The organism is Listeria fleischmannii subsp. fleischmannii LU2006-1, from assembly GCF_000344175.1.
Classification (GTDB): domain Bacteria; phylum Bacillota; class Bacilli; order Lactobacillales; family Listeriaceae; genus Listeria; species Listeria fleischmannii.
In genome coordinates this window covers 24,830-46,462 of sequence record NZ_ALWW01000020.1, presented here as the reverse complement: position 1 = coordinate 46,462, position 21,633 = coordinate 24,830, and the positions used below count along the sequence as shown (strand labels likewise).

The following is a 21,633-nucleotide window of genomic DNA, read 5'->3' as shown; positions in this document are numbered from 1 at the left end:
CAAATAATGGTAATGTGAGTCCAAAAGAAACAGTGACGGTTTCTGATACGACTTTAGGCGCGCCAATAATTTCAAATATAAAAGTTGGCGATACACAAGTAACTGTAACAGGTACAGCAGGAGCACGCATTACATTGACATTACCTGGTGGAAGTAAACCATCAATGACAGCTGATGGAACAGGGAAAGCAATATTTAGTGTACCGGCAGCTCAAGTCGGAAATGTATTTGAAGCAACACAAACAGGTGAAAATGGAAAAGCAAGTGCAAAAGACACGTTTACTGTTTCGGATACAACAATACCTCTAGCACCACGCGTAAATCCAGTGTCAGACGTTCAAACACAAGTAACTGGAACAGCTGACCCTAACTACAGCATTACTGTGACGATTAATGGCGCAACATACACTGGCACAGCAAGTGGAAGCGGGGCTTATACAATCCTGATTCCAAAACAAACCAGTGGAACAAGAATTGAAGTGACACAAACGAACCCAAATAATGGTAATGTGAGTCCGAAACAATCTGTAACCGTTTCTGATACGACTTTAGGTGCGCCAATAATTTCAAATATAAAAGTTGGCGATACACAAGTAACTGTAACAGGTACAGCAGGAGCACGCATTACATTGACATTACCTGGTGGAAGTAAACCATCAATGACAGCTGATGGAACAGGGAAAGCAATATTTAGTGTACCGGCAGCTCAAATCGGAAATGTATTTGAAGCAACACAAACAGGTGAAAATGGAAAAGCAAGTGCAAAAGATACGTTTACTGTCATAGACACAACAACGCCTTTAGCGCCAAGTGTAAATCCAGTATCAGATGTTCAAACACAAGTAACTGGAACAGGCGCTGCTAATCACAATATTACAGTGGCGATTAACGGTGTCACGTATACAGGTACAGCAAGTGGAAGTGGAGCTTATTCGGTGACAATTCCAAAACAAACCAGTGGAACGAAAATTGAAGTGACACAAACGAACCCAAACAATGGTAATGTAAGTCCAAAACAATCTGTAACCGTTTCTGATACGACTTTAGGAGCTCCTTCAATCAGTGAAATTACTGAAGATAACACGCAAGTGACTGTTACAGGACAACCTAATACAAGTATCACTTTAGTATTACCAACTGGAAGTAAAATGTCGTTAGTTTCAGATGCTACTGGTAAAGCAATTTTCACAATTCCAGCTGCACAAGAAAACACAACATACCAAGCTTACCAAACGGGTGCAAATGGAAAAGCAAGTCCAAGTGCATCTGCGTCAGTGAAATCACTTCCTAAAAGCGGTACTATTACAGCGAATGAGTTTACAATTGGAGTAGATATCTCTGTAACAGGAACCTATACAGGTGATGTAAAATCTGTACGTTTAATTTATGATGGAGTAGAATACCGAGGAGGAAGTGTTGGCTCTGGTTCCTATTCATTCTATGCATTAAGCACAATTAAAGATAAAACAAAAACAGCTAAAATGTACGGTTATGATAAAAACGGCGTTAAAATTGCTGAGACAGTTCTTTCACTACGAGATACTAAAGATTCAGGTGGTATAGGGACAGGTTCTATTACAGCAACTGAATTCATGATAAACCGTGATATCAATATAACTGGAACAGTTACAGGTGATGTAGTTGCGGTTGGTTTAGTTTATGATGGAACGGAGTACCGTGGTGGAACAGTTTCAAATGGGAACTATTCATTCTATGCTTTAAGTACAGTTACTGATAAAACAAAAACAGCTACAATGTATGGTTATGATCGTAATGGAAACCGAATTGCGACAGCAGTTGTTACACTACGTGATGCAAAAGATCCAGGTGGTGCAGGTACTGGATCAATTACAGCAAATGACTTTACAATTCATCGTGATTTAAATGTAACAGGAACCTATACAGGTGATGTGGTTTCTCTTGGTTTAGTTTATGATGGAAAAGAATATCGAGGAGGAACAGTTTCAAATGGGACTTTTTCGTTCTATGCGCTAAATACCATTAAAGATAAAACAAAGACAGCTACAATGTATGGTTATGATCGTAACGGAAACCGCATTGCGACAACGCCTATTGTCCTACGAGATGCAAAAGATCCAGGTAGAATAGGGACAGGTGAGATTAAAACTAATGAATTTACAATCCATCGTGATAGCAACGTTACAGGAACATATACAGGCGATGTAGTGTCTCTTGGTTTAGTTTATGATGGGACAGAATACCGAGGTGGTTCACTTTCAAATGGAACTTTTTCATTCTATGCACTAAACACTATTAAAGATAAAACAAAAACAGCTACAATGTATGGTTCTGATCAAAATGGAAACCGAATAGCAACGGATGTAATAAGTTTACGTGATGCTAAAGATGAAACAATTAGTGGCACTGGAACAGTTACCGCTGATAATTTTGTCATTGGTACTAGCACAAGGATAACAGGAACATTTACTGGAGATGTCCATTCTTTAATTGTAAAAGTTGGAACTACTGAATATGCAGGTGGAACATTAGATAAAGCAACTGGAACCTATAGTTTTATGCATGGGGTAAGATTAATTCAGTAAGTGACGATGTAACGGTTTATGGTATCAATAAACAAGGAGCAAGAATTGCTACAACGCCGGTTGTTGTTACAAAACCAAATACAAGTGGAACCATAACTCCAAATGAATTTGTTATTGGTCAAGATAGTAATTTGACAGCGACTTATACTGGAGATGTTAAACGTGTTGTGGTAACGATTAATGGTGTAGAACACACAGGTGGAACAGTTTCAAATGGTAACGTTACGTTCTTCATTGGAAATAAAATTGTTTCAAAAAATGACACTGTGAATATTACTGCTTATGATGCTTATAATCAAAAGCTGCAAGAAAAAATAGTTACGTTAAAAGATATATCTGATAATACATCAGGTACTATTACACCAAACCTATTTCTTGCAGGACAAGATAGTGATATTACAGCAACGTATACTGGTGACGTAAAATCTATTAAAGTAACAATTAACAACCAAGTCTATATAGGTGGAACATTATCAAATGGTAATGCATCATTCTGGATTGGCGATAAGATTACCTCTTCAGGAGATGAAGTCTTTATTTCTGCTTATGATTTAAATGGTAAGAAATTAGATGAGAAACCTGTAGAAATTAAAAATATTAATGGTGATATTCACCCAGATGAATATACTGTTCGTAAAGACACCGTTTTAACGGCAAATGTAACAAATGCTGTTAGATCTGTTAAAGTAGTCATCAATGGAGTTGACTATGTTGGTGGTACTATTTCAGGAGGACGTTTAAGCTTCTGGATTGGTGACAAGATTAAAGACTCTAAAGATACTGTTCGAATTTACGCTTATGATAAGAATGGCCGTGAATTAGATAACAAAGCGGTAGTATTGAAAGATTTAACACCAGAAGTAGGAACATTAACACCATCTGTTTTCTCTCTTAAAACAAGCTCAGTAAGAGGAGCTTACACAGGAGAAGGACGTTCTCTTCGTTTAACTGTTAACGGAACGGCCTTGCAACAAGGTGGAACGGTTTCTGGTGGAACATTTAGCTATTATGTTGGTTTACGAGATAAAATCCGTTCAAAAACGGATGTCGTGCAAATTGAATTACTAGATCGTTATGGCCTCGTAATGGACACTAAGAACCTAACTATTATTGACTAAAAGAAAAGGGGAGACTGTAAAAGGTTTCTCCTTTCTCTTTTTAATTTTTTCTAGTATAAAATTGATTTTTTTAAGGGTTGACACTTGTCTTACTTCGAGTTATGATAGGTCTATTGTATTTGGCAAAACCTTATTTTTAAGGGAATAGCGTAATGAAAATTTAGGAGGATTGCTTAAAAATGAGTGCGGATCGTAGCTTTATGTTAAAAGCGGGAAATCGTGCTGTTTTGCTCTTGCATGGATTTGCAGGGACTACAGAAGATGTCAAAAGTTTAGGGGAATATTTAGCTGGAAATGGGTATACTGTTTATGCTCCCAATTTTCGTGGACACGGAGATGAGCCAGCATTATTCTTAAGGACGACGCCTGAAATGTGGTACGCGGATGCTGTTTCTGGATATGAATTTTTAGAAAAAGAAGGTTATCATGAAATTGCAATTATTGGTGTTGCAATGGGTGGTGTTTTTGCGCTTAAAATGGCGGAATCTTTCTCACCAAAAGCGATTGTGCCTCTTTGTGCCAATGTTAACCGTAAAATGCGTTACATTCCAGTAGAAAAGTATTTATTAAAACAACTATCAAAAGAAGGTTTCAAAGCTGAAGTTTCAGAAGCAATGCTTAAAAGCTATGAGCCGGAAATTAAAAAGATGACAGACGCACGTTCTGCTTTTTATAAATTCGTGGCAGATAATATTGAAAAAATCCACGTGCCAACAATGATTGGTCAAGGTTGCCAAGATGAAGAAATTGATGCAGATAATGCGAATTATATTTTTAAAAATATCCATACAACTGAAAAACAACTTTGTTTTTACCAAGGAAGTGGTCATGACATTGTGAATGACTGTGAACGTGATATTTTAGAAGAAGATTTACTTGACTTCTTAGATGATTTAAATTGGTTGGAAGAAAAAGTTGTATAATGTAAGATGAACACTGATGAGTAGTACCTACTTGTTAGTGTTTTTTTATAAAATTAGGAGGCTTTTTATGGAGACAATACTTTTTCAAGGAGACAGCATTACAGATGCGGGGAGGAATCGCGCGGATACGGGGAGTTTAGGAAATGGTTATGTTGAAATGATTGCGCGGAGACTACCTGAATTTCGGGTGTTAAATCGGGGTGTTTCAGGGGACTTAACTGCTGATATGCGAGCTCGCTTTGAAAAAGATGCGATTTCGTTAGCCCCGGATTATGTATCCATTTTAATTGGGATTAATGACACTTGGAGAAGCTTTTCTGAATGGCGGGATACTTCGACGAGCGCTTATCGGGCCATTTACACGGATGTTTTGGAAGAGACTATTCAAAAGACGGATGCGAAGCTCATTTTGATGGAGCCTTTTGTTTTGCCGATTCCCCAAGATAGGAAGGAATGGCGGGCCGATTTGGATCCTAAAATTCAAGTGGTGAGGGAACTTGCGAGTAAATATCAGGCGTTATATGTGCCTCTTGATGGGATGCTAAACGCAGCAGGGATAGCGCAAGGATATTCTGAAATTGCACCTGATGGGGTTCACCCGACAAAAAGAGGACATGAGTTGATTGCGGAAGCATGGTATTCTTCTTTTACTAGCTTTACAAAAAAATAAATAAATGCTATATTAAGGCTATGCGATGAGCCGGATGCAGCATACTTTTTGCTGCTGATTGTTTTCTGCATAATGGATTTGTGGAAATCCGCAGAAAACCGCATAATGTCTCGTAAAGACAGGGCGCCCATTAAAAAATGGGTGCTTTTTTGTATTTTTTATACAAATTTTGTGAAAAAAGTCATATTTTATCCATAGTATTTTTCCTTTTTTTTCGATATATTAGTTAAGTTGATTAAATATTTCGGGAGGTAAGGAAAATGAAAAAAATTCTATTTGTGTTTGCGGCAATACTTGTAGGTGCCTTTGCGCTTTCGGGTTGTTCAAATGATAGTACATCTAAGGTTAATGGCAAAGAAACTAAAGTGGAGTCAAAAAAAGAGGATCACTTGGATTATGATGATCAGAAAGGGTGGGAGTTTGAATCTGGGGATGCCCAATCTCCCATTAACATTGATACCAATAAGGTTGAACCGATGAAAGATAATGGAGGCATTACGCTCGATTACTCTGATATTGCTGTTGATGAGGTTGATAATGGGCATAGTATTCAGGTCGATGATACAGGAACTGCTGTCATTAACGGGCGGAATTTTGAGTTAAACCAGTTTCATTTTCATGCTAAAAGTGAGCATACTGTAAATGGACAACATTATCCTATCGAAGCTCATTTTGTAAACCAATCTCAAGATGGCCGATTGGCTGTTATTGCAGTATTTTTCAAAGAAGGAAAAGAAAACGCGGGCTTTAATACAGTACTTTCAAACATTAAGAAGGGTGAAAAAGTAAATGTAGATGATGAAATTAATGTGATGAGCATGATTCCAGCAAACACAAGTTATTATCACTATTTAGGTTCGCTAACAACACCACCGCTTTCGGAAAATGTGGAGTGGTATGTGATGGAAAATCCAGTTGAGGTTTCTAGTGAACAAATTAAAGAATTTGATAAATATTATGATGCGAACAATAGAAAAATACAAAAGTTAAATGGTCGTAAAGTGTTAGAGCATAAAGAATAATTGCAAGCCTCTCTTTTTAATAAGGATTAGAAAGAGAGGCTTTTTGTTTTTCATGGCGAACAAATTCTCGTTGTGCTTCAATTATTTCTTTTGCTTTTTTTGAGCCGTAAACGTCTAATTTTTGATCTACACCTTTTAAGTTTGTTTTTAGGGTTTCGATATCTTGTAACACTTTGTTCCGGTGATTCGAAAGTAACTCCTTTCGCTTGGCAATTGTACTAGTTCCGACCATGCAATATTCAATATAAGAGCGAATGTCTTTTATAGCCATTCCGGTCCCCTTTAAGCAGCAGATTGTGTGAATAAATTCTAAATCTGAATCGGTGAACTCACGATAGCCAGAACTATTTTTGGAAACAAAAGGTAATAAGCCTTTTTTATCGTAATAACGTAATGTATAAATACTAAGATGGAACATTTCAGAAACTTCTTTTATTGAATAAGTCATTTTTTTCTCCTTTTTTTAAAACGCTTGCCCTAGACTATGGTCGAGGGTGTAGGATAAGTATAATCTATTTTGTTAGATAATGGAATTTTTTGGAGGAATGCAGATTGGAAGAACAAATTTTAGTTACGGGGGGTACAGGGTTTATGGCCATGCACCTAATCATTCAATTGTTAGAAAAAGGATATTCAGTTAAAACGACAGTCCGTTCATTGGCGAGTAAAGAAAAAGTATTAAAAAACTTTAAAAGACAACGGCGCAACTCAAATAGAAAAATTAATGTTTGTGGAAGCCGATTTAACTGAAGATGCCGGCTGGGATAAAGCAATGGAGAATTGTAAATATGTGTTTAGTGTTGCTTCGCCTGTCTTTTTTGACCAACCTAAAAAAGAAGAAGAGGCCATTCGGCCAGCTGTAGAGGGCATTTTGCGTATTTTAAAAAACGCAGTAAAATCAAATGTTAAACGAGTCGTTATGACATCCAATTTTGGCGCGATAGGGTTTAGCAATAAAAATTCACAAAAAATGACAACAGAGGACAACTGGACAGATGAGCAGGAACCAGGTCTATCCATTTACGAAAAATCTAAGCTTTTAGCAGAAAAGGCCGCTTGGGATTTTGTGAGGAAGCAAAATAAGTTGGAGTTAGTGACCATTAATCCTGTAGCCGTTTTTGGTCCCTCTTTAGACAGGCATGTGTCTGGTAGCTTTGATGTTTTGCAAATGATTTTAAGCCCAAAAACGAAGCGAATTCCTAATATACCTTTAAATGTAGTGGATGTAAGGGATGTGGCGGACTTGCATATTTGTGCGATGACATCTAAGAAAGCCGCGATGCAACGTTTTATCGCATCAGCAGAAGGGGAAATTAGCTTTTTAGAGATGGCCCAACTAATCAAAAAGGAACGTCCAAAGTTAGCTAATCAGGTTACAGAGAAAGTCATTTCGAGTGGAATTATTCATTTTGGTGCTCTTTTTAATAAACAAGCAAGAGAAGGAGCTTTATTGTTAAAAATTAATAGGAAAATCAGCCATGCAAAAACAAAAGAAATTCTAGATTGGTCGCCTAGTCGGTCAAAAGAAGAAGCGATATTGTCTGCAGTAGACAGCTTGACGAAATATCATTTAATTAAATAGAAAAGAGAGCGGAATAAGTTTCCGCTCTCTTTTTAACGCCCATCCCCGTATTCCCAGTCGGTTACGGAATCAACTTCATCAAAAGTAATTAATACATCGGATACATGCGGAAGAGTCATAACAGAGTCTTCAATACGTTCCCGGATTTGATCAATTTCAGCAAGTGTTAAGGAGGAGTCTAACTCCACTTCAGCATCTACGTGAAAAGAATCGCCCTCTTTTAAAACGGTAAGCACTTGAATATCTTTTACATCAGGATCAGACATAATAAGTTGACCTACTTGTAAGTGCATGCCCTCATCCGATTCACCAATCGCGCCCGCAGCGTTATCTAAAAAGACCTCGCCAACAACGATAAACATCATTAGCCCGATTAGAATAGAAGCAATTCCTTCTGCTTGATGAAAAGGCGTAAAATGGGAAATGACAACAGCTATAGCGGCTAAAAGTCCACCTCCTGTTGCAACAGAGTCTTCCATAAAAACGAGCTTTGTAGCAGCTTTAGCTGATTTTAAATTTTTTAAAGCAGCAGGGAATAGTTTGAAGCCAGTTGCTTGAATGCCCGCCTCATGCGTGATTTCCTTCATAGCTTTTACAAGAACCGTGGACTCTAAAAAAGTACAACCAAGTAAAACAAGTAGGTTAATTAAAAAACCAGTCGATTCGCTAGGGTGGATAATATGACTGATGCCTTCTTTAATGGTTTCATAAGCCATAATGCCAACAACAATCACGGCGCCTAATAAAACAAGATTTACAACACGACCAAAGCCTTTTGGAAAGCGTTTCGTTGGGCGTTTTTTACTTAAAGCAGACCCAGTAAAAACAAAAAGCTGATTCAGTGCATCGCCTAGACTATGAAGCGTTTCAGCAAACATCGCCACATTTCCTGTAAAAATGTAAGTTACCCCTTTTACCAGTGAAACGAGGGCATTGACTACGGCGGCTGTAAGTGCAGATTTATTGCCTTGTTTTAATAGCTGGAAAAATTCTTTCAATTTGTCTCCTTCTTTCGCATCATAGAATGCTCTTATTTTAGCATGAAAGTAAAGAGGATAATAGCGAAAAAGATAAAGTTTGACTTTTTTTGACCATTGTGTTATTATTTTGTTAGTTACTTACAAAGAGTAACTTTTAAGAGGAGGGATCACATGAAAGAATTATTAAGTAAAATCAATCATTACGGGGCAAAACAAAGAAACGAAGGACTAACAATGGAAGAAAAAGCGCATCAGGCTGAACTTCGTCAAGAATATTGCCAAATGATTCGTGGGACTCTTCAAGATAATTTACATCATGTGACAATCATGGATCCGCTAGGCGATGATGTAACACCCAATAAACTAAAAGAAATTAAAGCAGAATTAAAAAAAATAAAAATGAATAGGGCTCGCTAGTTCGATTTTAATATGGAATTAGCGAGTCTTTTTTAGTAAGATAAGAAAGTTGCGACAATAGGTCATGTTTTATATAATATGAAGTGTTAAATAGTTAGTTGAAAGGGGATTCAAATGTCGAATGAGATGAGGCTTTTTTCTGTAACCAATGAACGGCCGCTTGCGATTAAAATTTCGAAAGCACTTGGCATACCGCTTTGTGAGATTGAATTGCAAAAGTTCAGTGATGGCGAGGTGAAAATTAACATTGAAGAAAGCATTCGCGGAAAGAATTGTTATGTGATTCAGTCCATGAACAGTAATGTCAACGAGCGCCTTATCGAGATGTTAATAATGATTGATGCCTTAAAGCGTGCGTCTGCCCATTCTATTACTGTTATCATGCCATATTATGGTTATTCGAGGCAGGACCGAAAAGCGCATAGCAGAGAGCCGGTTACAGCAAAATTAATTGCCAATTTATTACAACAAGCAGGTGCGACGAGGCTCATTTCAGTAGATTTACACGCTGCACAAATTCAAGGCTTTTTCAATATTCCCATTGATCATATTTCAGCAATCCCGCTACTAACGGACCATTTGATTTCAAAGTATGGAAATGAAGATGTCGTTATTGTGGCCCCTGATCACAGTGGCGTTGTGCGTGCACGCCGGGTGGCAGATAAAATGAATGCGCCAATCGCCATTTTAAACCGAAAACCAAGGCCAAATGAACGGGAGATTTCAAGTGTCATTGGCGATGTTCATGGTAAGTTAGCGATTGTTGTAGATGATATTATTGATACGGGTTACCGCGCAACTACTTCTGCTGACAAACTGTTAGCGAGTGGAGCAACGTCCGTTGTAACATGCGCTACACATGCGGTGCTGGCTGGTCATGCTGCAGAACGTCTTGCGGATTCAAATATTCAAGAAATCGTGTTAACAGATGCTGTTGATATTCCAAACGAAAAGTTAAATGAGAAAATGACAATCATAACGATAGGTGAGATATTAGCGAAGGCCATTTCTGGTGTGCAGGAAAACCGTTCGCTTCATCCACTTTTTTAATAAAAAGGAGTTGGTGCAAGATGATAGATATTCATTGCCATATATTAAATGGGATTGATGACGGACCTAAAACGTTAGAGGATAGCTTACAAATGGCCAAGCAGGCTGTAGAACAAGGGTTCACAGATATAATTGCAACCCCGCACCATCTTAAAGGACAGTTTTCAAATCCGGGTGATGCCGTGAAGAGACAGGTGGAGCATTTTAATGAGCGTTTAGCGAAAGAGAATATCGCTCTTACTGTACATCCAGGTCAAGAAGTACGTATTCACGGCGAAATGCTTGAAGGGCTAGCAAATGGTTCAGTTTTAACACTCGCAGGAACGAAGTATATTTTAATTGAGTTTCCGACAGAATCGATTCCACTTTTTACACAAGAGTTGTTTTTTAATTTGCAAATGAAAGGCTATACGCCAATTATTGCTCATCCTGAAAGGAACCTAGAGGTCATGAGGCATTTAGATCCGCTTTATGAATTAGTTGAAGCAGGCGCTTTAGCACAATTAACGTTCGGTTCTTTTGAAGGGCGCGTAAGTAAAAAAGTGAAGAAATTGAGTGAACAATTAATTGATACCAATTTAGTTCATTTCATTGCAACGGATGCCCATCTTTATAAAGGGCGGTCGATGGACGTTCAGCAGGCTGTTCGGAAACTTCAAAAGGAAAAAGGAGAAAATAGAGCCGATTATATGTTTCAAAATGCCAAACTCGTTTTAAATGACCAAGTGATTGAGACACTTGAACCTGTAGAGCTTAAGAAAAAGTTTTTCCTTTTTTAAACAGAGTATACTATACTCTGTTTTTTTGAGCTCCTCTTTTAGTTGCGGTATAATAAAAGAAAATCATTAGAAGGGCTGGGGTATAAATGATAACAATCGGCTTAACTGGTTTTAGTGATCATGATTCTTTAAATTTATCAAACAAACATAAATTAATCGATTATGCGGCGCACTTTCCGCTGGTTGAAATTGATACGAGTTTTTATGCCATTCCTTCTCCAAGAACTACATCGAAATGGGTGGAAGATACGCCTGAAACTTTCTCTTTTGTGGTCAAGGCTTTTAGTGCGATGACGATGCATAAAAAATGGCAGGACTATTTTGATTCTGAGATTGAAATGTACCGCCGTTTTATGGATGCTATTGCGCCTATTAGTGAGAGTGGGAAATTAAAAGCTATTTTATGCCAGTTTCCACCCTATTTTAATTGTACAAAAGAAAATGTGGCTTACTTGCGGCATATTGCGAAACAAATGGGTGATTTACCAATAGCGGTAGAATTTAGAAATTCCAGTTGGTATAGTGAGGCCAATAAAGAAAAAACGTTGGCTTTCCTAGAAGAATTAAAAATGATTCATGTTGTGGTAGATGAACCTCAAATTGGGACTGGAAGTGTGCCCATTGTTTTAAGAGGAACGAATAAAGCCCAAACGATTGTGCGACTACATGGGCGAAATCAGTACGGATGGATGAAAGCGAATAGTCCGGAATGGCGGGAAGTACGAACGCTTTATCGTTATAATCAAGAGGAGATAGCCGAGTGGGCAAAATATATTTCACATTTACAAAAGGAATCTGATGAAATTATCGTGATATTTAATAATAATAGTGGCGGGGATGCCGCTGATAACGCAAAGCATTTACAAGAAATGTTAAAAATTGAATATAAAGATCTTGCTCCGTTGCAAATGGATTTATTTGGAGATTAAAAAAGAAGTAGCCGCCGCTACTTCTCAGACTGCTGACAAACGGCAATCTTCGTCGTTAGTACCTCCGTTCCGGTGTTCACGTACTCAAGTACGCTCCACTCCGGTACTCGGCACTGCCTAGAATCTCACCATTTGTCAGCAGTCTGATTTTGGCGAGGAGCGTTTTGTTTTGCGAAAGCTTTGAGTTTTTCTACAAGCTGAGAAGTAGCTACCGCTACTTCTTTTTTTATGCATCCCCTTCGAGTACCTTTACTACACCATCTGTAGTTTGAATTTTAACGGCAGATTTAATGGCGTGATTTTGCCATAAAAAGTCAGAGGTTACTTGGCCGTGAGGGGCAATAATTTGGAATTGCTTATTATGATAGCCTTTTGAGAGAGTCATTTTTATAAGTCCTGTTTCACTTCGCACATTCATTTTTCCATTAACAGCGGTTTCTACTACAATGATATCGCCGCTTTTACTTTCAATATTTTGTTCGCCGCGGTTGTCACGTAAAACACTTTTTCCGCTTAAAGAAGAAAGGAATAATTTGCCTTCCATCTGCTCGATGATGTCTGTTCCGTTTTTAGAATTAATGGTCAAATGGTCTGCTTTTACGCGTGTAGTAATGACTTTCCCTGAAGCATTTGTAATTTCACCAGAAGTGGCTTTTTGACGATGGACTTGAGACATTCCAGAACGATTATTTAACGTGAAGTCACCAGTTGAATCTTTTACAATTTGATTTCCAGAATCTGATTGTAACGTGATTTTACCATTCCAGTTCGTTAAATCTGCTTCAGCAGAATCTGTTTTCACATTTGTATTTGAAAAATTACTTTTTTCGCCAACAAAGTCGCCATCTTTTAATGTAACCAAAAGTTTCTGTCCGGTTAAATGATTGATATGAAAGTTACCATCTTTTAAAATTGCGGAAAGTTGGTTGAATGAATAGTCTTTAGGGACTTTAATATTCATTTTTTGCATTCCGTACGAAGGCAAGTGCCATTCTTCTAACCATGTTCTAAAAGTGCCAATCTTGATTTTGGTGGTATCTTTTGTTGTAGATGGTTTTAAATCCATGATTTCTCTATGAGATAGGTGCCCTGAAACTTGAACAGTTGGTGTATTGACATTGGCCTTTTCGATTGTAATGGCCATCATTTTTTCACTCGTTAAATTCAAATTTTTAAATTCTTCATTTGAAAATGCCCATTTTTTTGAATATCTTTTTCCTTCGTCCTGATAATTTTGTGTGAGCAGGCAAAATAAAATGCCAACGCCTCCGATAATTAAAAAAATACTACTGACCCAAATATGTTTTTTCATAAGAACCGCCCTTTTCTTGTTGTGTAAATATGTCTTAATTGTTTAATGCCAATGATGGACATGTAGATCACACCAATTGAAAACAATAAGACGAAGATTTGAAAGACCAAAACTTGCCGGAAGAAGACCATGTCTAAGACCAGTAAGAAAAGGCTTGCTATGCTAACTAAGCAAATGATTCCAAGAAGTACAAAGCCGATTATAAAAAAAGCTGAAATAACGAATCGCTTCCAAAAACCTTTCAAAGCAAGTTGTTCATATGCTTTTTGTTCCAGTGGAATGTCACTGTTTGCTTCTAAATAGGCTTCTGCAATTTGATTTGGTTTTCCAAGTTCATTTAAGACTTCTTTTTCTGTCTTTCCTTCTAAACGAGCATTGTCCAAGTATTCTTTATAGTATTGGATGAGCTCTTCTTTTTCTTCTTTAGGTAAGCCGGAAAACGCTTTGTCTAATTCTTTAAGGAATTGATATTTAGTCATCTAAATCAGCTTCCTTCCTTAGTTGATTGAAACTTGCAACGAACTCATCCCATTCCGTGAGCATGTCCGCAAGATAAACTCGTCCTGTATTTGTAATATGATAGTATTTTCGTGATGGGCCGTTTGGTGATTCTTGCAGATAAGTAGAACAATAACCATCTTTTACAAGACGTCTTAAAGATGGGTAAAGGGCTCCTTCTGTAATCGGTATGTAACTATTTACTTGCTGTGTCAGATCATATCCATAACGATCTTTTTTTTGTAATAGATAGAGGACACAGATATCAAGAACACCTTTTTTAAATTGTGCGGATGAGCGCATTTTCTTTCCTCCTACATTCACTATTCACTTTTTTATATTAGTTGTGAATATCTCTAAGTATAGCATTTACAAGGGTTTAACACAATCTAATATTCACTACTATAAAAAAAATAGTAGAAAAAGCTTGACGAATAAACGAGCTGTGTTTATACTAAGGTTAGCTAGTATAAATAAAACAATACTACAAAATTTATAGGACAAAGGAGAAATGAAAAGATGAACAAATTTGTAAAAGCAACAGCAATCACAGGATTAGCCTTAACGATAGGTGTAGCAACTCTTGCTCCAACCGTATCTGAGGCAGCAACTACGACGGGGGACATTGTCTATCAAGACGCGTATAAGAAAATTGTTGAATTTAGTAAAGCTGATGTAGAAAAAGTAACTGGGGTTAAGCTTACAACTGCAAACGTAACAAAGGCTTACAATCAACTGAAACTAGCGACTACTTGGGAAAAAGCAGGTTATACAAAAGCACAAGCTAAGGTAATTGCAACAAATGCAGGATATGTAAGTTATGCGAATCAATTAAAAGGTATCTTAACTTCAATCGCCAAAAATCAAACAGTAGGGCTTAAAGTTATCTATATTTCTAACGCATGGACTACTCAAGTTAACTTTGGTACTTATTCAAATGGTTCAGTGACACCAACGCCAACACCAACACCAACGCCAACACCAGGTGATGATACAGCTGTTTCTTCTGCAGCACTTAAAATTAAAGATTTAGAAGTTGAAATTGAATATAAAAAGCAAGATGTAGAAATTGATTATGAAGTGAAAAGTAATGGTAGAGTAGAGGCAGAATTTAAAAATGAATTTACTGGTCAAAAATTAAAAGGAAAAGATGCACAAGTTGCAATCGAAAAAATCTTTAATGGTTTTGATTTCCAAAATAAAAATAAAACACAAATCATTAACCATGTAACCTCTAAATTAAACTTAGGTAAAGATTTTAAAAAGTTTGAGTATGAAGTAAAACATACAAATGGTGCGAAAATCGAATTTAAAGTTAAATAATTAATTGGAGTCCCGTTTTATCGGGCTCCTTTTGTATGATATAAAAAGGAGAGTAGGAGCATGCTTCGAAAAAAATATGTCAAGACAGTTTGCACGATTTGCCTCTTGGTGATACTAACCATCTTATTCCAACCATCTGCACAAGCTAGTGCGCCATCTGCTTTTAATAAAATTCAAGCGAATGCTATTCAGAAAAAAATTGCTCATATACGGGCAAAAGTAAAAGTAAAAGTGGATACAACGCATGATAAAAAAGTGGAAGAGAAAAAAATAGAAGATAAGAAAGTAGCGGCTCAAAAAGCAGCGGCCCTGAAAAAGCAACAAGAAGAAAAAATACGACAACAAAAAGCGGCTGAACAAGCTGAGCAATCTCAAAGAGCAGCTTCTAACAGTGAGCCGAACCAATCTAGCCAATCCAGTGATTCCGGAACGCAAAAAAATAATACGCAAAAGGCAACACCGAATTCAGAAACAAGTGAACAAAAAGAGCAACAAAGTAGCCAGCCGGATGTCACAACCGGGGCGAGCCAAAGCGGAAGGGAAATTGGAGAGAAAAACCGAGAATATGGGAATAAACTAAGTGATCCTAATCTTTCCGATGCGGAACGTCAACGTATTATTGAAGAAAAGAAAAACTATAATCAAAGCCATCGTTAGGAGAATAAAATGAAGAAATCTTTCTTTTTAGTAATTTTTGGCGTTATTTTCCTTATGCTTGCCGGCTGCAAACAACCGGAAGATGCGAAACAAGCTGGGGAGGCGCTCATACAAAGCTACATTTATGAGGAATCTACACCTGAATTAAAAGCCATTTTCGGGATTGATGATACAAGTATGATAAAGGAAAACCAAAATACATTTGTAACCTCAATTCAAAACCAATTTCCAGAAAAATCAAAGTCTGACTTAGAAAGTTTTCAGCAAAAGGTTCAAAAACATTTGAAAAAAGTTAGTTCTTACACAATTAAAGTAGAAAATGAAAGTAAAGAAGCCGCAACACTAGAAATTGGAGTAAAGGGCTTAGATACGGACGATGAGTCTGTAGATAACCAGATAAATAAATTGATTGCAGAAACAGAAAGTAAAGTGAAAGCAGATAGTTCGGAAGCGGAATTAGATGCAATGATTAACGAAGTGAGTTATAAAGGACTCGAAACCATGTATCTAGAAAGCCCTGCTGAAGAAAAAGCTGTCACTGTTAAACTTGAATTAAAACAAAATCCAGACGATAAAGAAAAGTGGCAAATTGTAAATGAGGATGTATTTTTCAAAAATATTTATGAAGCTTTTGGTCTATAATTAAAAACGAGATTTCCAGTTAATAGGAAATCTCTGTTTTTTTTATCCTTTACCAATTAAAAAGCTTATCAATAAAATAAATAGGACAATACCTGTAATACCTACATATAAATAATCCTTCTCTTTTAAAAAAGTAAACAGGGAGACGACAACACGAAAAACGGGCGTAAAAATGAGACATAGTAAGCCAAACATAATAATGGCAAATGGTTTTAAGTCAACTAGCCCAGAAAAGATTGTTGAAAAAGAAGTCGGATAAGTCGCGCCGCTGTAGCCGCTCTCACCAGTAAATAAATAAAGCGCAAGGCCTAAAACAATAATACCAGCGCTGAGTAAAACGCCAATACGAAGAAGCCCACCAACAATAAGCTCCACCTGATACATTTCTTCCTCTTTTTGTTTATCCTGAGTCATCTAAATCCACCCCAATCCTTCAAGAATCATTTGAATAGACACATAAAGAAGTACAGGGATAAAAACGAGTCGAATCACTTTGCTTTTTAAACGCTGCATGACTCGTGTTCCAATTGTTGCGCCAATTAAAACGCCAATGGCCACTGGGGCTGCAATAGTTGGATCAATGTCACCCTTAAATAAGTAAACTGTTGCACTCGCCGCTGCGGTTACGCCCATCATGAGGTTACTCGTTGCACTTGAAACTTTTAGCGGCATTTTCATAAATACATCTAAAGCCATCACTTTGAAGGCGCCACTGCCGATTCCAAGTAAGCCACTTGCGACACCTGCGCCATACATAACTCCGAATCCTGCTTTGACATTTGTGACATTATAATGGACTTCTTTTCGTAAAGCTTTGTCATAATAACTGTCGTGGAGTTTCAATTTGGTAGCGATAGGATCTTTTTCTACGTTTACGGGAAACTCGGAACCTACTTTTTTAAGCATATTATAGCTGGAATATAGGAGGAGTAGACCGAAAATAATATAAAGCGCGGTGGCTGAAAGGAGTCCGCCAACAAAAGCCCCTGTTATGGCGCCGAGTGTTGTTGCGATTTCTAAAAACATACCTACGCGTAAGTTCGTGATATGATCTTTTATGTAAGCGATAGCTGAGCCGCTACTTGTTGCGATAACGGAAATAATGCTTGCGCCAATGGCATATTGAATGTCGATGCCAAAAATAAGTGTTAAGGCGGGTGTGATGATAATTCCGCCCCCAAGCCCTAATATGGAGCCTAGTATACCAGCAAAAATGGCGATAAGGAGTATCATCATCGTTTGCGTATCCATAGATTCACTTCTTTCTTCGTTTAATCATCTTTTTATCATACGCCAAAAAGAATAAAATGAAAAGGTTTGAAGCGGTGTTGCGTGTCAAAAAATTAATTTTAGGCTACAATAGAAGGAGAAAACTATAGGGGATGTAGCAATGAAAGAACTTCAAATTTGGCATACGAATGATGTCCATAGCCATTTAGAGAACTGGCCAAGAATTCAACTTTTTTTACAAGATAAAAAAGAAAATAATCCGGAAAACAGTCTGTTTTTTGATATTGGCGATTTTTTAGATCGTGTTCATCCATTAACAGAGGGAAGTGCCGGAAAAGCGAATGTGGCGCTTTTAAATGAGCTACCTTATGATGCTGTTACAATAGGAAACAATGAAGGTACTACGCTTTCTTATGAGGGACTAGAGACACTTTATGAGGAAGCAAACTTTGAAGTTGTATGTGCCAATATTTACGGCGATAAAGCTAGAAAAACGCAAACACGTTTTGCCAAGCCATTTATTTATAAATTTGTCGAAGGGGTTAAAATCGCGGTCATTGGGTTAACTGCGGCCTTCAGTGAATATTATGAATCGCTTGATTTTGGGGTGGAGGAGCCACTTTCTTGTTTGAAAAAACAATTGGCGCTCTTGGATGAAGATACGGATTGCATCATTTTACTTTCTCATCTGGGATTACCGTTTGATGAACAAATTGCTGAAACCTTCCCGGAAATCGATTTAATTTTAGGAAGTCACACCCACCACCTTTTAGAAGAGGGGAAAAAAGTGGGTTCAACGTTACTCGCTGCATGTGGTAGATGGGGAGAATACGTGGGGCAAGTTACACTCACGTTTGATGAGCAAAATAAAGTGCTTGAAAAAACGGCTACGGTATATAAAACGCAGGATTTGGAAGCGCCGAAAGATGAAGTGGCACAAATTACGGGCTTTTTTGAAAAAGGTAAGGATATGCTATCCAAGAAAGTAGTTGCACTCCCTACGAAGTTAGCGCATAATTGGTTTGGAGACTCGGAAATTGCAGATTTTTTTTATGAAGCAGCTTGTAGCTTTACAAAAGCCGATACGTTTTTAACAAACGCAGGTATTTATATGACGGACCTTGAGGCGGGCGATATAACGGCATTTGATATTCATCAGCTTTTACCGCATCCGCTAAATCTAATTGTGGTTACACTTACAGGTCGTGAACTTGAAGTTTTAATCCAAGAAATTATCCGCAAACAAGAGGAACTAAAAGATATTCCGCTAAGAGGGTTCGGCTTTCGTGGCGAAATATTTGGGGCTGTTTTAATGAAACGAATGGGGTTTGATAAAACGTTTGGTGTGCCGCTTTGGGACGGGGAACCTGTTATTTTAAGAAGGAAATACCGCATTGTGACACATGATACGTTTGTATATGCGCCATTTTTCCCTATAATTAAACAAGCAAAGCAAAAAGAAGTATATACTCCGGAACTACTCCGTGATATTTTTACTTGGCAACTTAAAAAGCGATACGGGGAGGAAAAAGAATGATTACCATTGAAAAACAAGATTATGAACTGATTACCAACTACCGAGAATGTTTCGATGAAGAAAAGCTAAACGAGCGTTTTAGTGACATTTTATTACGCTATGATTATATTGTTGGCGATTATGGCTATGATCAGCTGCGTTTAAAAGGTTTCTTTGATGATCAAAATCGTAAAGCTACGTATGATAATAAAATTAGTACGCTAAAAGAATATTTATACGAGTATTGCAATTTTGGTTGTGCCTATTTTGTATTAAAAAAAGTTAAAAAATAGAAGGGCGTTTTTTGTTTGAAAAAGTATCAAGCCTATTTAATTGATTTAGATGGCACCATGTACCGAGGTGGGGAAGTAATTCCTGAGGCCATTCCATTTATAAAAACATTGAATGAAAAAAAGATTCCACATTTATTTGTGACGAACAATTCAACTAAAACGCCGGAACAAGTAAGTGAGCGTTTACGGAAAATGGGAATTCCTGCTGAACCAGAGGATGTTTTTACTTCGGCGCAGGCGACAGCCGCATTTATGAAAGAGCAATCAACCGAGCGGAGCGTTTTTTTCATCGGGGAAGAAGGGCTTAGGACAGCACTTCATGAAGCTGAATTTTTTGTGGAAGAAGAAAATCCTCAGTTTGTGGTTGTGGGCATGGACACGAGCTTAACGTATGAGAAGGCGGCAAAAGCGGTGCTTGCGATTCGCTCCGGGGCCCGTTTTATATCGACTAATATCGATGCGGCCATTCCGACTGAGCAAGGTTTACTGCCGGGAAATGGTTCGATTACGGCCATGATTGCTGTTGCGAGTGAATCTTCACCATTGATTATTGGAAAACCTGAGCGTGTTATTATGGAGCAAGCTCTTGCACGACTAAATGTCTCGAACGAGGAAGCGATTATGGTCGGTGATAATTATGAAACAGATATTTTAGCAGGAATTAAAGCCGGCATGGATACGCTAATCGTTCATACAGGATTTACGACAAAAGAAGCTTTGAAAGAAAAGGAAATTCAACCCACATATGCATTATCTAGTTTAACAGATTGGCAATTTTAAGAGCGTTTAGTGCGCTCTTTTTACGTTTAAAGGAGAGTTGTTATGGCCGTTTTAAGTGATTTATTTGTTGTATTTTTAATCTTGGCAACCGCATTTTTCGTTGCTTCCGAATTTGCCATTGTCGCGATTCGCAGGCCAACAGTCATGAGTCTTGTCACAAGCGGCGATAAGCGAGCGAAATATGTGGCGCGTGTAACGGAAAATATGAATGATTATCTGGCCGCTTGTCAGCTGGGAAATACACTGGCAGCACTTGCAATGGGCTGGGTTGGCGAGGAGACGATGCAAAAATTTCTGGCACCAGTGTTTGAATGGATGCCCCTTCCTGAATCCGTTCTAGGCCCCATTTCTATTTTCATTTCCTTTTTACTTATTACATTTTTTAATGTAGTACTAGGTGAGCTTGCACCAAAGACATTGACCATTCAAAGTACCGAAAAAGTAGCGCTTTTAATTGCCAGACCACTTGTATATTGGTATAAAATCACATTTCCGCTTAACTGGCTGTTAAATCATTCGGCAGCGATGATTACAAAACCATTTTCAAATAAAAATGATACTGATAATGACCGTATGACACCAACTGAACTTAAAATTGTTTTTGAGGATAGTTATAACCAAGGGCTTTTAAATCAACAGGAATTTAAATATATGAAAAATATTTTTAAGTTGCGGATGTTCCTGCCAATGAGATTATGATTCCAAGAACAAGTGTTGTGACGATTGATGAAACGGCGACTGTACTAGATTTATTAAAATTAACGGCGGAGCACACGTATCACATTTTCCCTGTCACAAGACAAAATGATAAGGATAAAATTATCGGCACTTTACAAGTGAGTCGTGTTATGGCGGGACTAGGTGAAAACCAGGATATTTTAGACCAATCGATTGAGCCTTTTATAACAGATGTGCTTGAAATGTTTGAAGGGATGGTGCTTGAGGAACTGCTTGTGAAAATGCAGGAAGCGGCGGAAGTTTTTGTCGTTTTAACGGATGAGTACGGGGGAACATCAGGGATTGTCACGCTAGAGGATGTAATGGAGATTATTGTGGGGGATATGGAAGAGGCGAAAGGGCCAAAAGGGATTCGCAAGTTAGCGAAAAACCACTTTATTATGGATGGTTCGGAGCCGCTTGTTAGTGTAGAAGAGGTGCTTGGGATTGAACTTATCGGGCAAGGTGTACATACGCTTTCCGGCTGGTTGCTTTTGCAAAACTATCAATTAGAGAGTGGCGATGTGATTCAGGAATCTGATTATCGATTTACGATTTTAGCGATGAATAAAAACTCTGTTCGCCAGGTTGAGGTGAAAAAACAGACAAACCTTTAGTGGCTTGTCTGTTT

At 37.8% G+C, this 21,633-nt stretch carries 22 protein-coding genes and 2 pseudogenes; 17 read left to right on the top strand and 7 right to left on the bottom strand.

The window, feature by feature from the left end; translation table 11 throughout:
* The 5 genes from LFLEISCH_RS07585 to LFLEISCH_RS07565 all read left to right on the top strand — a co-directional run.
* A partial coding sequence (locus LFLEISCH_RS07585; protein ID WP_007475108.1) for an immunoglobulin-like domain-containing protein occupies nucleotides 1-2,564 on the top strand: 2,564 nt, incomplete at its 5' end.
* A 167-nt stretch (nucleotides 2,565-2,731) separates the two neighbouring features.
* Nucleotides 2,732-3,682 (top strand): immunoglobulin-like domain-containing protein, encoded by a 951-nt coding sequence (locus tag LFLEISCH_RS07580; protein ID WP_007475106.1) that lies wholly within the window; start codon nucleotides 2,732-2,734, stop codon nucleotides 3,680-3,682.
* Between the two features lie 179 nt (nucleotides 3,683-3,861).
* A complete protein-coding gene (locus tag LFLEISCH_RS07575) occupies nucleotides 3,862-4,605 on the top strand; it encodes an alpha/beta hydrolase (protein WP_007475104.1) in 744 nt (247 codons plus the stop codon).
* A gap of 67 nt (nucleotides 4,606-4,672) precedes the next feature.
* Complete coding sequence (locus tag LFLEISCH_RS07570) at nucleotides 4,673-5,275, top strand: SGNH/GDSL hydrolase family protein (protein ID WP_007475102.1); 603 nt, start codon at nucleotides 4,673-4,675, stop codon at nucleotides 5,273-5,275.
* Between the two features lie 260 nt (nucleotides 5,276-5,535).
* Nucleotides 5,536-6,297: a carbonic anhydrase gene (locus tag LFLEISCH_RS07565; RefSeq protein ID WP_007475100.1), complete on the top strand. Its 762-nt coding sequence runs from the start codon at nucleotides 5,536-5,538 to the stop codon at nucleotides 6,295-6,297.
* A gap of 16 nt (nucleotides 6,298-6,313) precedes the next feature.
* Here LFLEISCH_RS07565 and LFLEISCH_RS07560 read toward each other — a convergent pair whose 3' ends face one another.
* Nucleotides 6,314-6,745: a MerR family transcriptional regulator gene (locus LFLEISCH_RS07560; RefSeq protein WP_007475098.1), complete on the bottom strand. Its 432-nt coding sequence runs from the start codon at nucleotides 6,743-6,745 to the stop codon at nucleotides 6,314-6,316.
* A 104-nt stretch (nucleotides 6,746-6,849) separates the two neighbouring features.
* Between LFLEISCH_RS07560 and LFLEISCH_RS07550 the strand changes: the two are divergent.
* Nucleotides 6,850-7,879 (top strand): annotated as a pseudogene (locus tag LFLEISCH_RS07550) (SDR family oxidoreductase).
* Nucleotides 7,880-7,911: 32 nt separating this feature from the next.
* On the opposite strand, the gene LFLEISCH_RS07545 reads toward LFLEISCH_RS07550, so the two are convergent.
* Complete coding sequence (locus tag LFLEISCH_RS07545) at nucleotides 7,912-8,877, bottom strand: cation diffusion facilitator family transporter (protein WP_007475091.1); 966 nt, start codon at nucleotides 8,875-8,877, stop codon at nucleotides 7,912-7,914.
* Between the two features lie 153 nt (nucleotides 8,878-9,030).
* Between LFLEISCH_RS07545 and LFLEISCH_RS07540 the strand changes: the two genes are divergently transcribed.
* From LFLEISCH_RS07540 to LFLEISCH_RS07525, 4 genes are all read left to right on the top strand, one after another.
* Nucleotides 9,031-9,276, top strand: a complete 246-nt coding sequence (locus tag LFLEISCH_RS07540) for a DUF896 domain-containing protein (protein ID WP_007475087.1) — start codon at nucleotides 9,031-9,033, stop codon at nucleotides 9,274-9,276.
* Between the two features lie 114 nt (nucleotides 9,277-9,390).
* A complete protein-coding gene (locus LFLEISCH_RS07535) occupies nucleotides 9,391-10,326 on the top strand; it encodes a ribose-phosphate diphosphokinase (protein ID WP_007475085.1) in 936 nt (311 codons plus the stop codon).
* 20 nt (nucleotides 10,327-10,346) lie between these two features.
* Nucleotides 10,347-11,105 (top strand): tyrosine-protein phosphatase, encoded by a 759-nt coding sequence (locus LFLEISCH_RS07530; protein WP_007475083.1) that lies wholly within the window; start codon nucleotides 10,347-10,349, stop codon nucleotides 11,103-11,105.
* 86 nt (nucleotides 11,106-11,191) lie between these two features.
* Nucleotides 11,192-12,034 carry a DUF72 domain-containing protein gene (locus LFLEISCH_RS07525; RefSeq protein WP_007475072.1) on the top strand — a complete coding sequence of 281 codons (843 nt, stop codon included), beginning with the start codon at nucleotides 11,192-11,194 and terminating at the stop codon, nucleotides 12,032-12,034.
* Between the two features lie 226 nt (nucleotides 12,035-12,260).
* Here the strand turns inward: LFLEISCH_RS07525 and LFLEISCH_RS07520 are convergent, their stop codons facing one another.
* From LFLEISCH_RS07520 to LFLEISCH_RS07510, 3 genes are read right to left on the bottom strand one after another with little or no spacing between them, the layout of a single operon-like run.
* Complete coding sequence (locus LFLEISCH_RS07520; protein ID WP_007475070.1) at nucleotides 12,261-13,346, bottom strand: DUF4097 family beta strand repeat-containing protein; 1,086 nt, start codon at nucleotides 13,344-13,346, stop codon at nucleotides 12,261-12,263.
* Nucleotides 13,343-13,825, bottom strand: a complete 483-nt coding sequence (locus LFLEISCH_RS07515; RefSeq protein WP_007475068.1) for a DUF1700 domain-containing protein — start codon at nucleotides 13,823-13,825, stop codon at nucleotides 13,343-13,345. The genes LFLEISCH_RS07520 and LFLEISCH_RS07515 overlap by 4 nt, the downstream gene beginning before the upstream one ends.
* The gene (locus LFLEISCH_RS07510) at nucleotides 13,818-14,147 is read right to left on the bottom strand and encodes a PadR family transcriptional regulator (RefSeq protein WP_007475066.1); all 330 of its coding nucleotides are present in this window, start codon (nucleotides 14,145-14,147) and stop codon (nucleotides 13,818-13,820) included. Before LFLEISCH_RS07510 ends, LFLEISCH_RS07515 begins: the two co-directional genes overlap by 8 nt.
* 216 nt (nucleotides 14,148-14,363) lie before the next feature.
* Here LFLEISCH_RS07510 and LFLEISCH_RS07505 point away from each other — a divergent pair, with 216 nt between their 5' ends.
* The 3 genes from LFLEISCH_RS07505 to LFLEISCH_RS07495 are packed head-to-tail and all read left to right on the top strand — an operon-like array spanning nucleotide 14,364 to nucleotide 16,466.
* Nucleotides 14,364-15,167 carry a YusW family protein gene (locus LFLEISCH_RS07505; protein WP_007475064.1) on the top strand — a complete coding sequence of 268 codons (804 nt, stop codon included), beginning with the start codon at nucleotides 14,364-14,366 and terminating at the stop codon, nucleotides 15,165-15,167.
* Nucleotides 15,168-15,227: 60 nt separating this feature from the next.
* Nucleotides 15,228-15,824 carry a hypothetical protein gene (locus LFLEISCH_RS07500; RefSeq protein WP_007475062.1) on the top strand — a complete coding sequence of 199 codons (597 nt, stop codon included), beginning with the start codon at nucleotides 15,228-15,230 and terminating at the stop codon, nucleotides 15,822-15,824.
* 9 nt (nucleotides 15,825-15,833) lie between these two features.
* Nucleotides 15,834-16,466, top strand: coding sequence for a DUF5105 domain-containing protein (locus LFLEISCH_RS07495; protein ID WP_007475061.1), 633 nt, complete (start codon nucleotides 15,834-15,836; stop codon nucleotides 16,464-16,466).
* Nucleotides 16,467-16,508: 42 nt separating this feature from the next.
* Here LFLEISCH_RS07495 and LFLEISCH_RS07490 read toward each other — a convergent pair whose 3' ends face one another.
* Both LFLEISCH_RS07490 and LFLEISCH_RS07485 read right to left on the bottom strand, forming a co-directional pair.
* Nucleotides 16,509-16,880 carry a DUF1634 domain-containing protein gene (locus LFLEISCH_RS07490; RefSeq protein WP_007475059.1) on the bottom strand — a complete coding sequence of 124 codons (372 nt, stop codon included), beginning with the start codon at nucleotides 16,878-16,880 and terminating at the stop codon, nucleotides 16,509-16,511.
* Nucleotides 16,881-17,717 carry a sulfite exporter TauE/SafE family protein gene (locus LFLEISCH_RS07485; RefSeq protein ID WP_007475057.1) on the bottom strand — a complete coding sequence of 279 codons (837 nt, stop codon included), beginning with the start codon at nucleotides 17,715-17,717 and terminating at the stop codon, nucleotides 16,881-16,883. It lies immediately after the preceding gene.
* A gap of 139 nt (nucleotides 17,718-17,856) precedes the next feature.
* Here LFLEISCH_RS07485 and LFLEISCH_RS07480 point away from each other — a divergent pair, with 139 nt between their 5' ends.
* From LFLEISCH_RS07480 to LFLEISCH_RS07465, 4 genes and pseudogenes are all read left to right on the top strand, one after another.
* The gene (locus tag LFLEISCH_RS07480; protein WP_007475055.1) at nucleotides 17,857-19,233 is read left to right on the top strand and encodes a bifunctional metallophosphatase/5'-nucleotidase; all 1,377 of its coding nucleotides are present in this window, start codon (nucleotides 17,857-17,859) and stop codon (nucleotides 19,231-19,233) included.
* Nucleotides 19,230-19,505 carry a YutD family protein gene (locus LFLEISCH_RS07475; RefSeq protein ID WP_007475053.1) on the top strand — a complete coding sequence of 92 codons (276 nt, stop codon included), beginning with the start codon at nucleotides 19,230-19,232 and terminating at the stop codon, nucleotides 19,503-19,505. Before LFLEISCH_RS07480 ends, LFLEISCH_RS07475 begins: the two co-directional genes overlap by 4 nt.
* A 15-nt stretch (nucleotides 19,506-19,520) precedes the next feature.
* Nucleotides 19,521-20,285 (top strand): TIGR01457 family HAD-type hydrolase, encoded by a 765-nt coding sequence (locus LFLEISCH_RS07470; protein ID WP_007475051.1) that lies wholly within the window; start codon nucleotides 19,521-19,523, stop codon nucleotides 20,283-20,285.
* 42 nt (nucleotides 20,286-20,327) lie between these two features.
* Nucleotides 20,328-21,619: pseudogene (locus LFLEISCH_RS07465) on the top strand (hemolysin family protein).
* Nucleotides 21,620-21,633 lie beyond the last annotated feature (14 nt).

Bases quoted from the DNA above. Each gene is read 5' to 3' on its own strand.
- LFLEISCH_RS07485 (WP_007475057.1), bottom strand. From the start codon at position 17,717: ATGGATACGCAAACGATGATGATACTCCTTATCGCCATTTTTGCTGGT.
- LFLEISCH_RS07490 (WP_007475059.1), bottom strand. From the start codon at position 16,880: ATGACTCAGGATAAACAAAAAGAGGAAGAAATGTATCAGGTGGAGCTT.
- LFLEISCH_RS07540 (WP_007475087.1), top strand. From the start codon at position 9,031: ATGAAAGAATTATTAAGTAAAATCAATCATTACGGGGCAAAACAAAGA.
- LFLEISCH_RS07565 (WP_007475100.1), top strand. From the start codon at position 5,536: ATGAAAAAAATTCTATTTGTGTTTGCGGCAATACTTGTAGGTGCCTTT.
- LFLEISCH_RS07495 (WP_007475061.1), top strand. From the start codon at position 15,834: ATGAAGAAATCTTTCTTTTTAGTAATTTTTGGCGTTATTTTCCTTATG.
- LFLEISCH_RS07475 (WP_007475053.1), top strand. From the start codon at position 19,230: ATGATTACCATTGAAAAACAAGATTATGAACTGATTACCAACTACCGA.
- LFLEISCH_RS07480 (WP_007475055.1), top strand. From the start codon at position 17,857: ATGAAAGAACTTCAAATTTGGCATACGAATGATGTCCATAGCCATTTA.
- LFLEISCH_RS07510 (WP_007475066.1), bottom strand. From the start codon at position 14,147: ATGCGCTCATCCGCACAATTTAAAAAAGGTGTTCTTGATATCTGTGTC.
- LFLEISCH_RS07520 (WP_007475070.1), bottom strand. From the start codon at position 13,346: ATGAAAAAACATATTTGGGTCAGTAGTATTTTTTTAATTATCGGAGGC.
- LFLEISCH_RS07570 (WP_007475102.1), top strand. From the start codon at position 4,673: ATGGAGACAATACTTTTTCAAGGAGACAGCATTACAGATGCGGGGAGG.
- LFLEISCH_RS07525 (WP_007475072.1), top strand. From the start codon at position 11,192: ATGATAACAATCGGCTTAACTGGTTTTAGTGATCATGATTCTTTAAAT.
- LFLEISCH_RS07530 (WP_007475083.1), top strand. From the start codon at position 10,347: ATGATAGATATTCATTGCCATATATTAAATGGGATTGATGACGGACCT.
- LFLEISCH_RS07515 (WP_007475068.1), bottom strand. From the start codon at position 13,825: ATGACTAAATATCAATTCCTTAAAGAATTAGACAAAGCGTTTTCCGGC.
- LFLEISCH_RS07500 (WP_007475062.1), top strand. From the start codon at position 15,228: ATGCTTCGAAAAAAATATGTCAAGACAGTTTGCACGATTTGCCTCTTG.
- LFLEISCH_RS07505 (WP_007475064.1), top strand. From the start codon at position 14,364: ATGAACAAATTTGTAAAAGCAACAGCAATCACAGGATTAGCCTTAACG.
- LFLEISCH_RS07535 (WP_007475085.1), top strand. From the start codon at position 9,391: ATGTCGAATGAGATGAGGCTTTTTTCTGTAACCAATGAACGGCCGCTT.
- LFLEISCH_RS07560 (WP_007475098.1), bottom strand. From the start codon at position 6,745: ATGACTTATTCAATAAAAGAAGTTTCTGAAATGTTCCATCTTAGTATT.
- LFLEISCH_RS07575 (WP_007475104.1), top strand. From the start codon at position 3,862: ATGAGTGCGGATCGTAGCTTTATGTTAAAAGCGGGAAATCGTGCTGTT.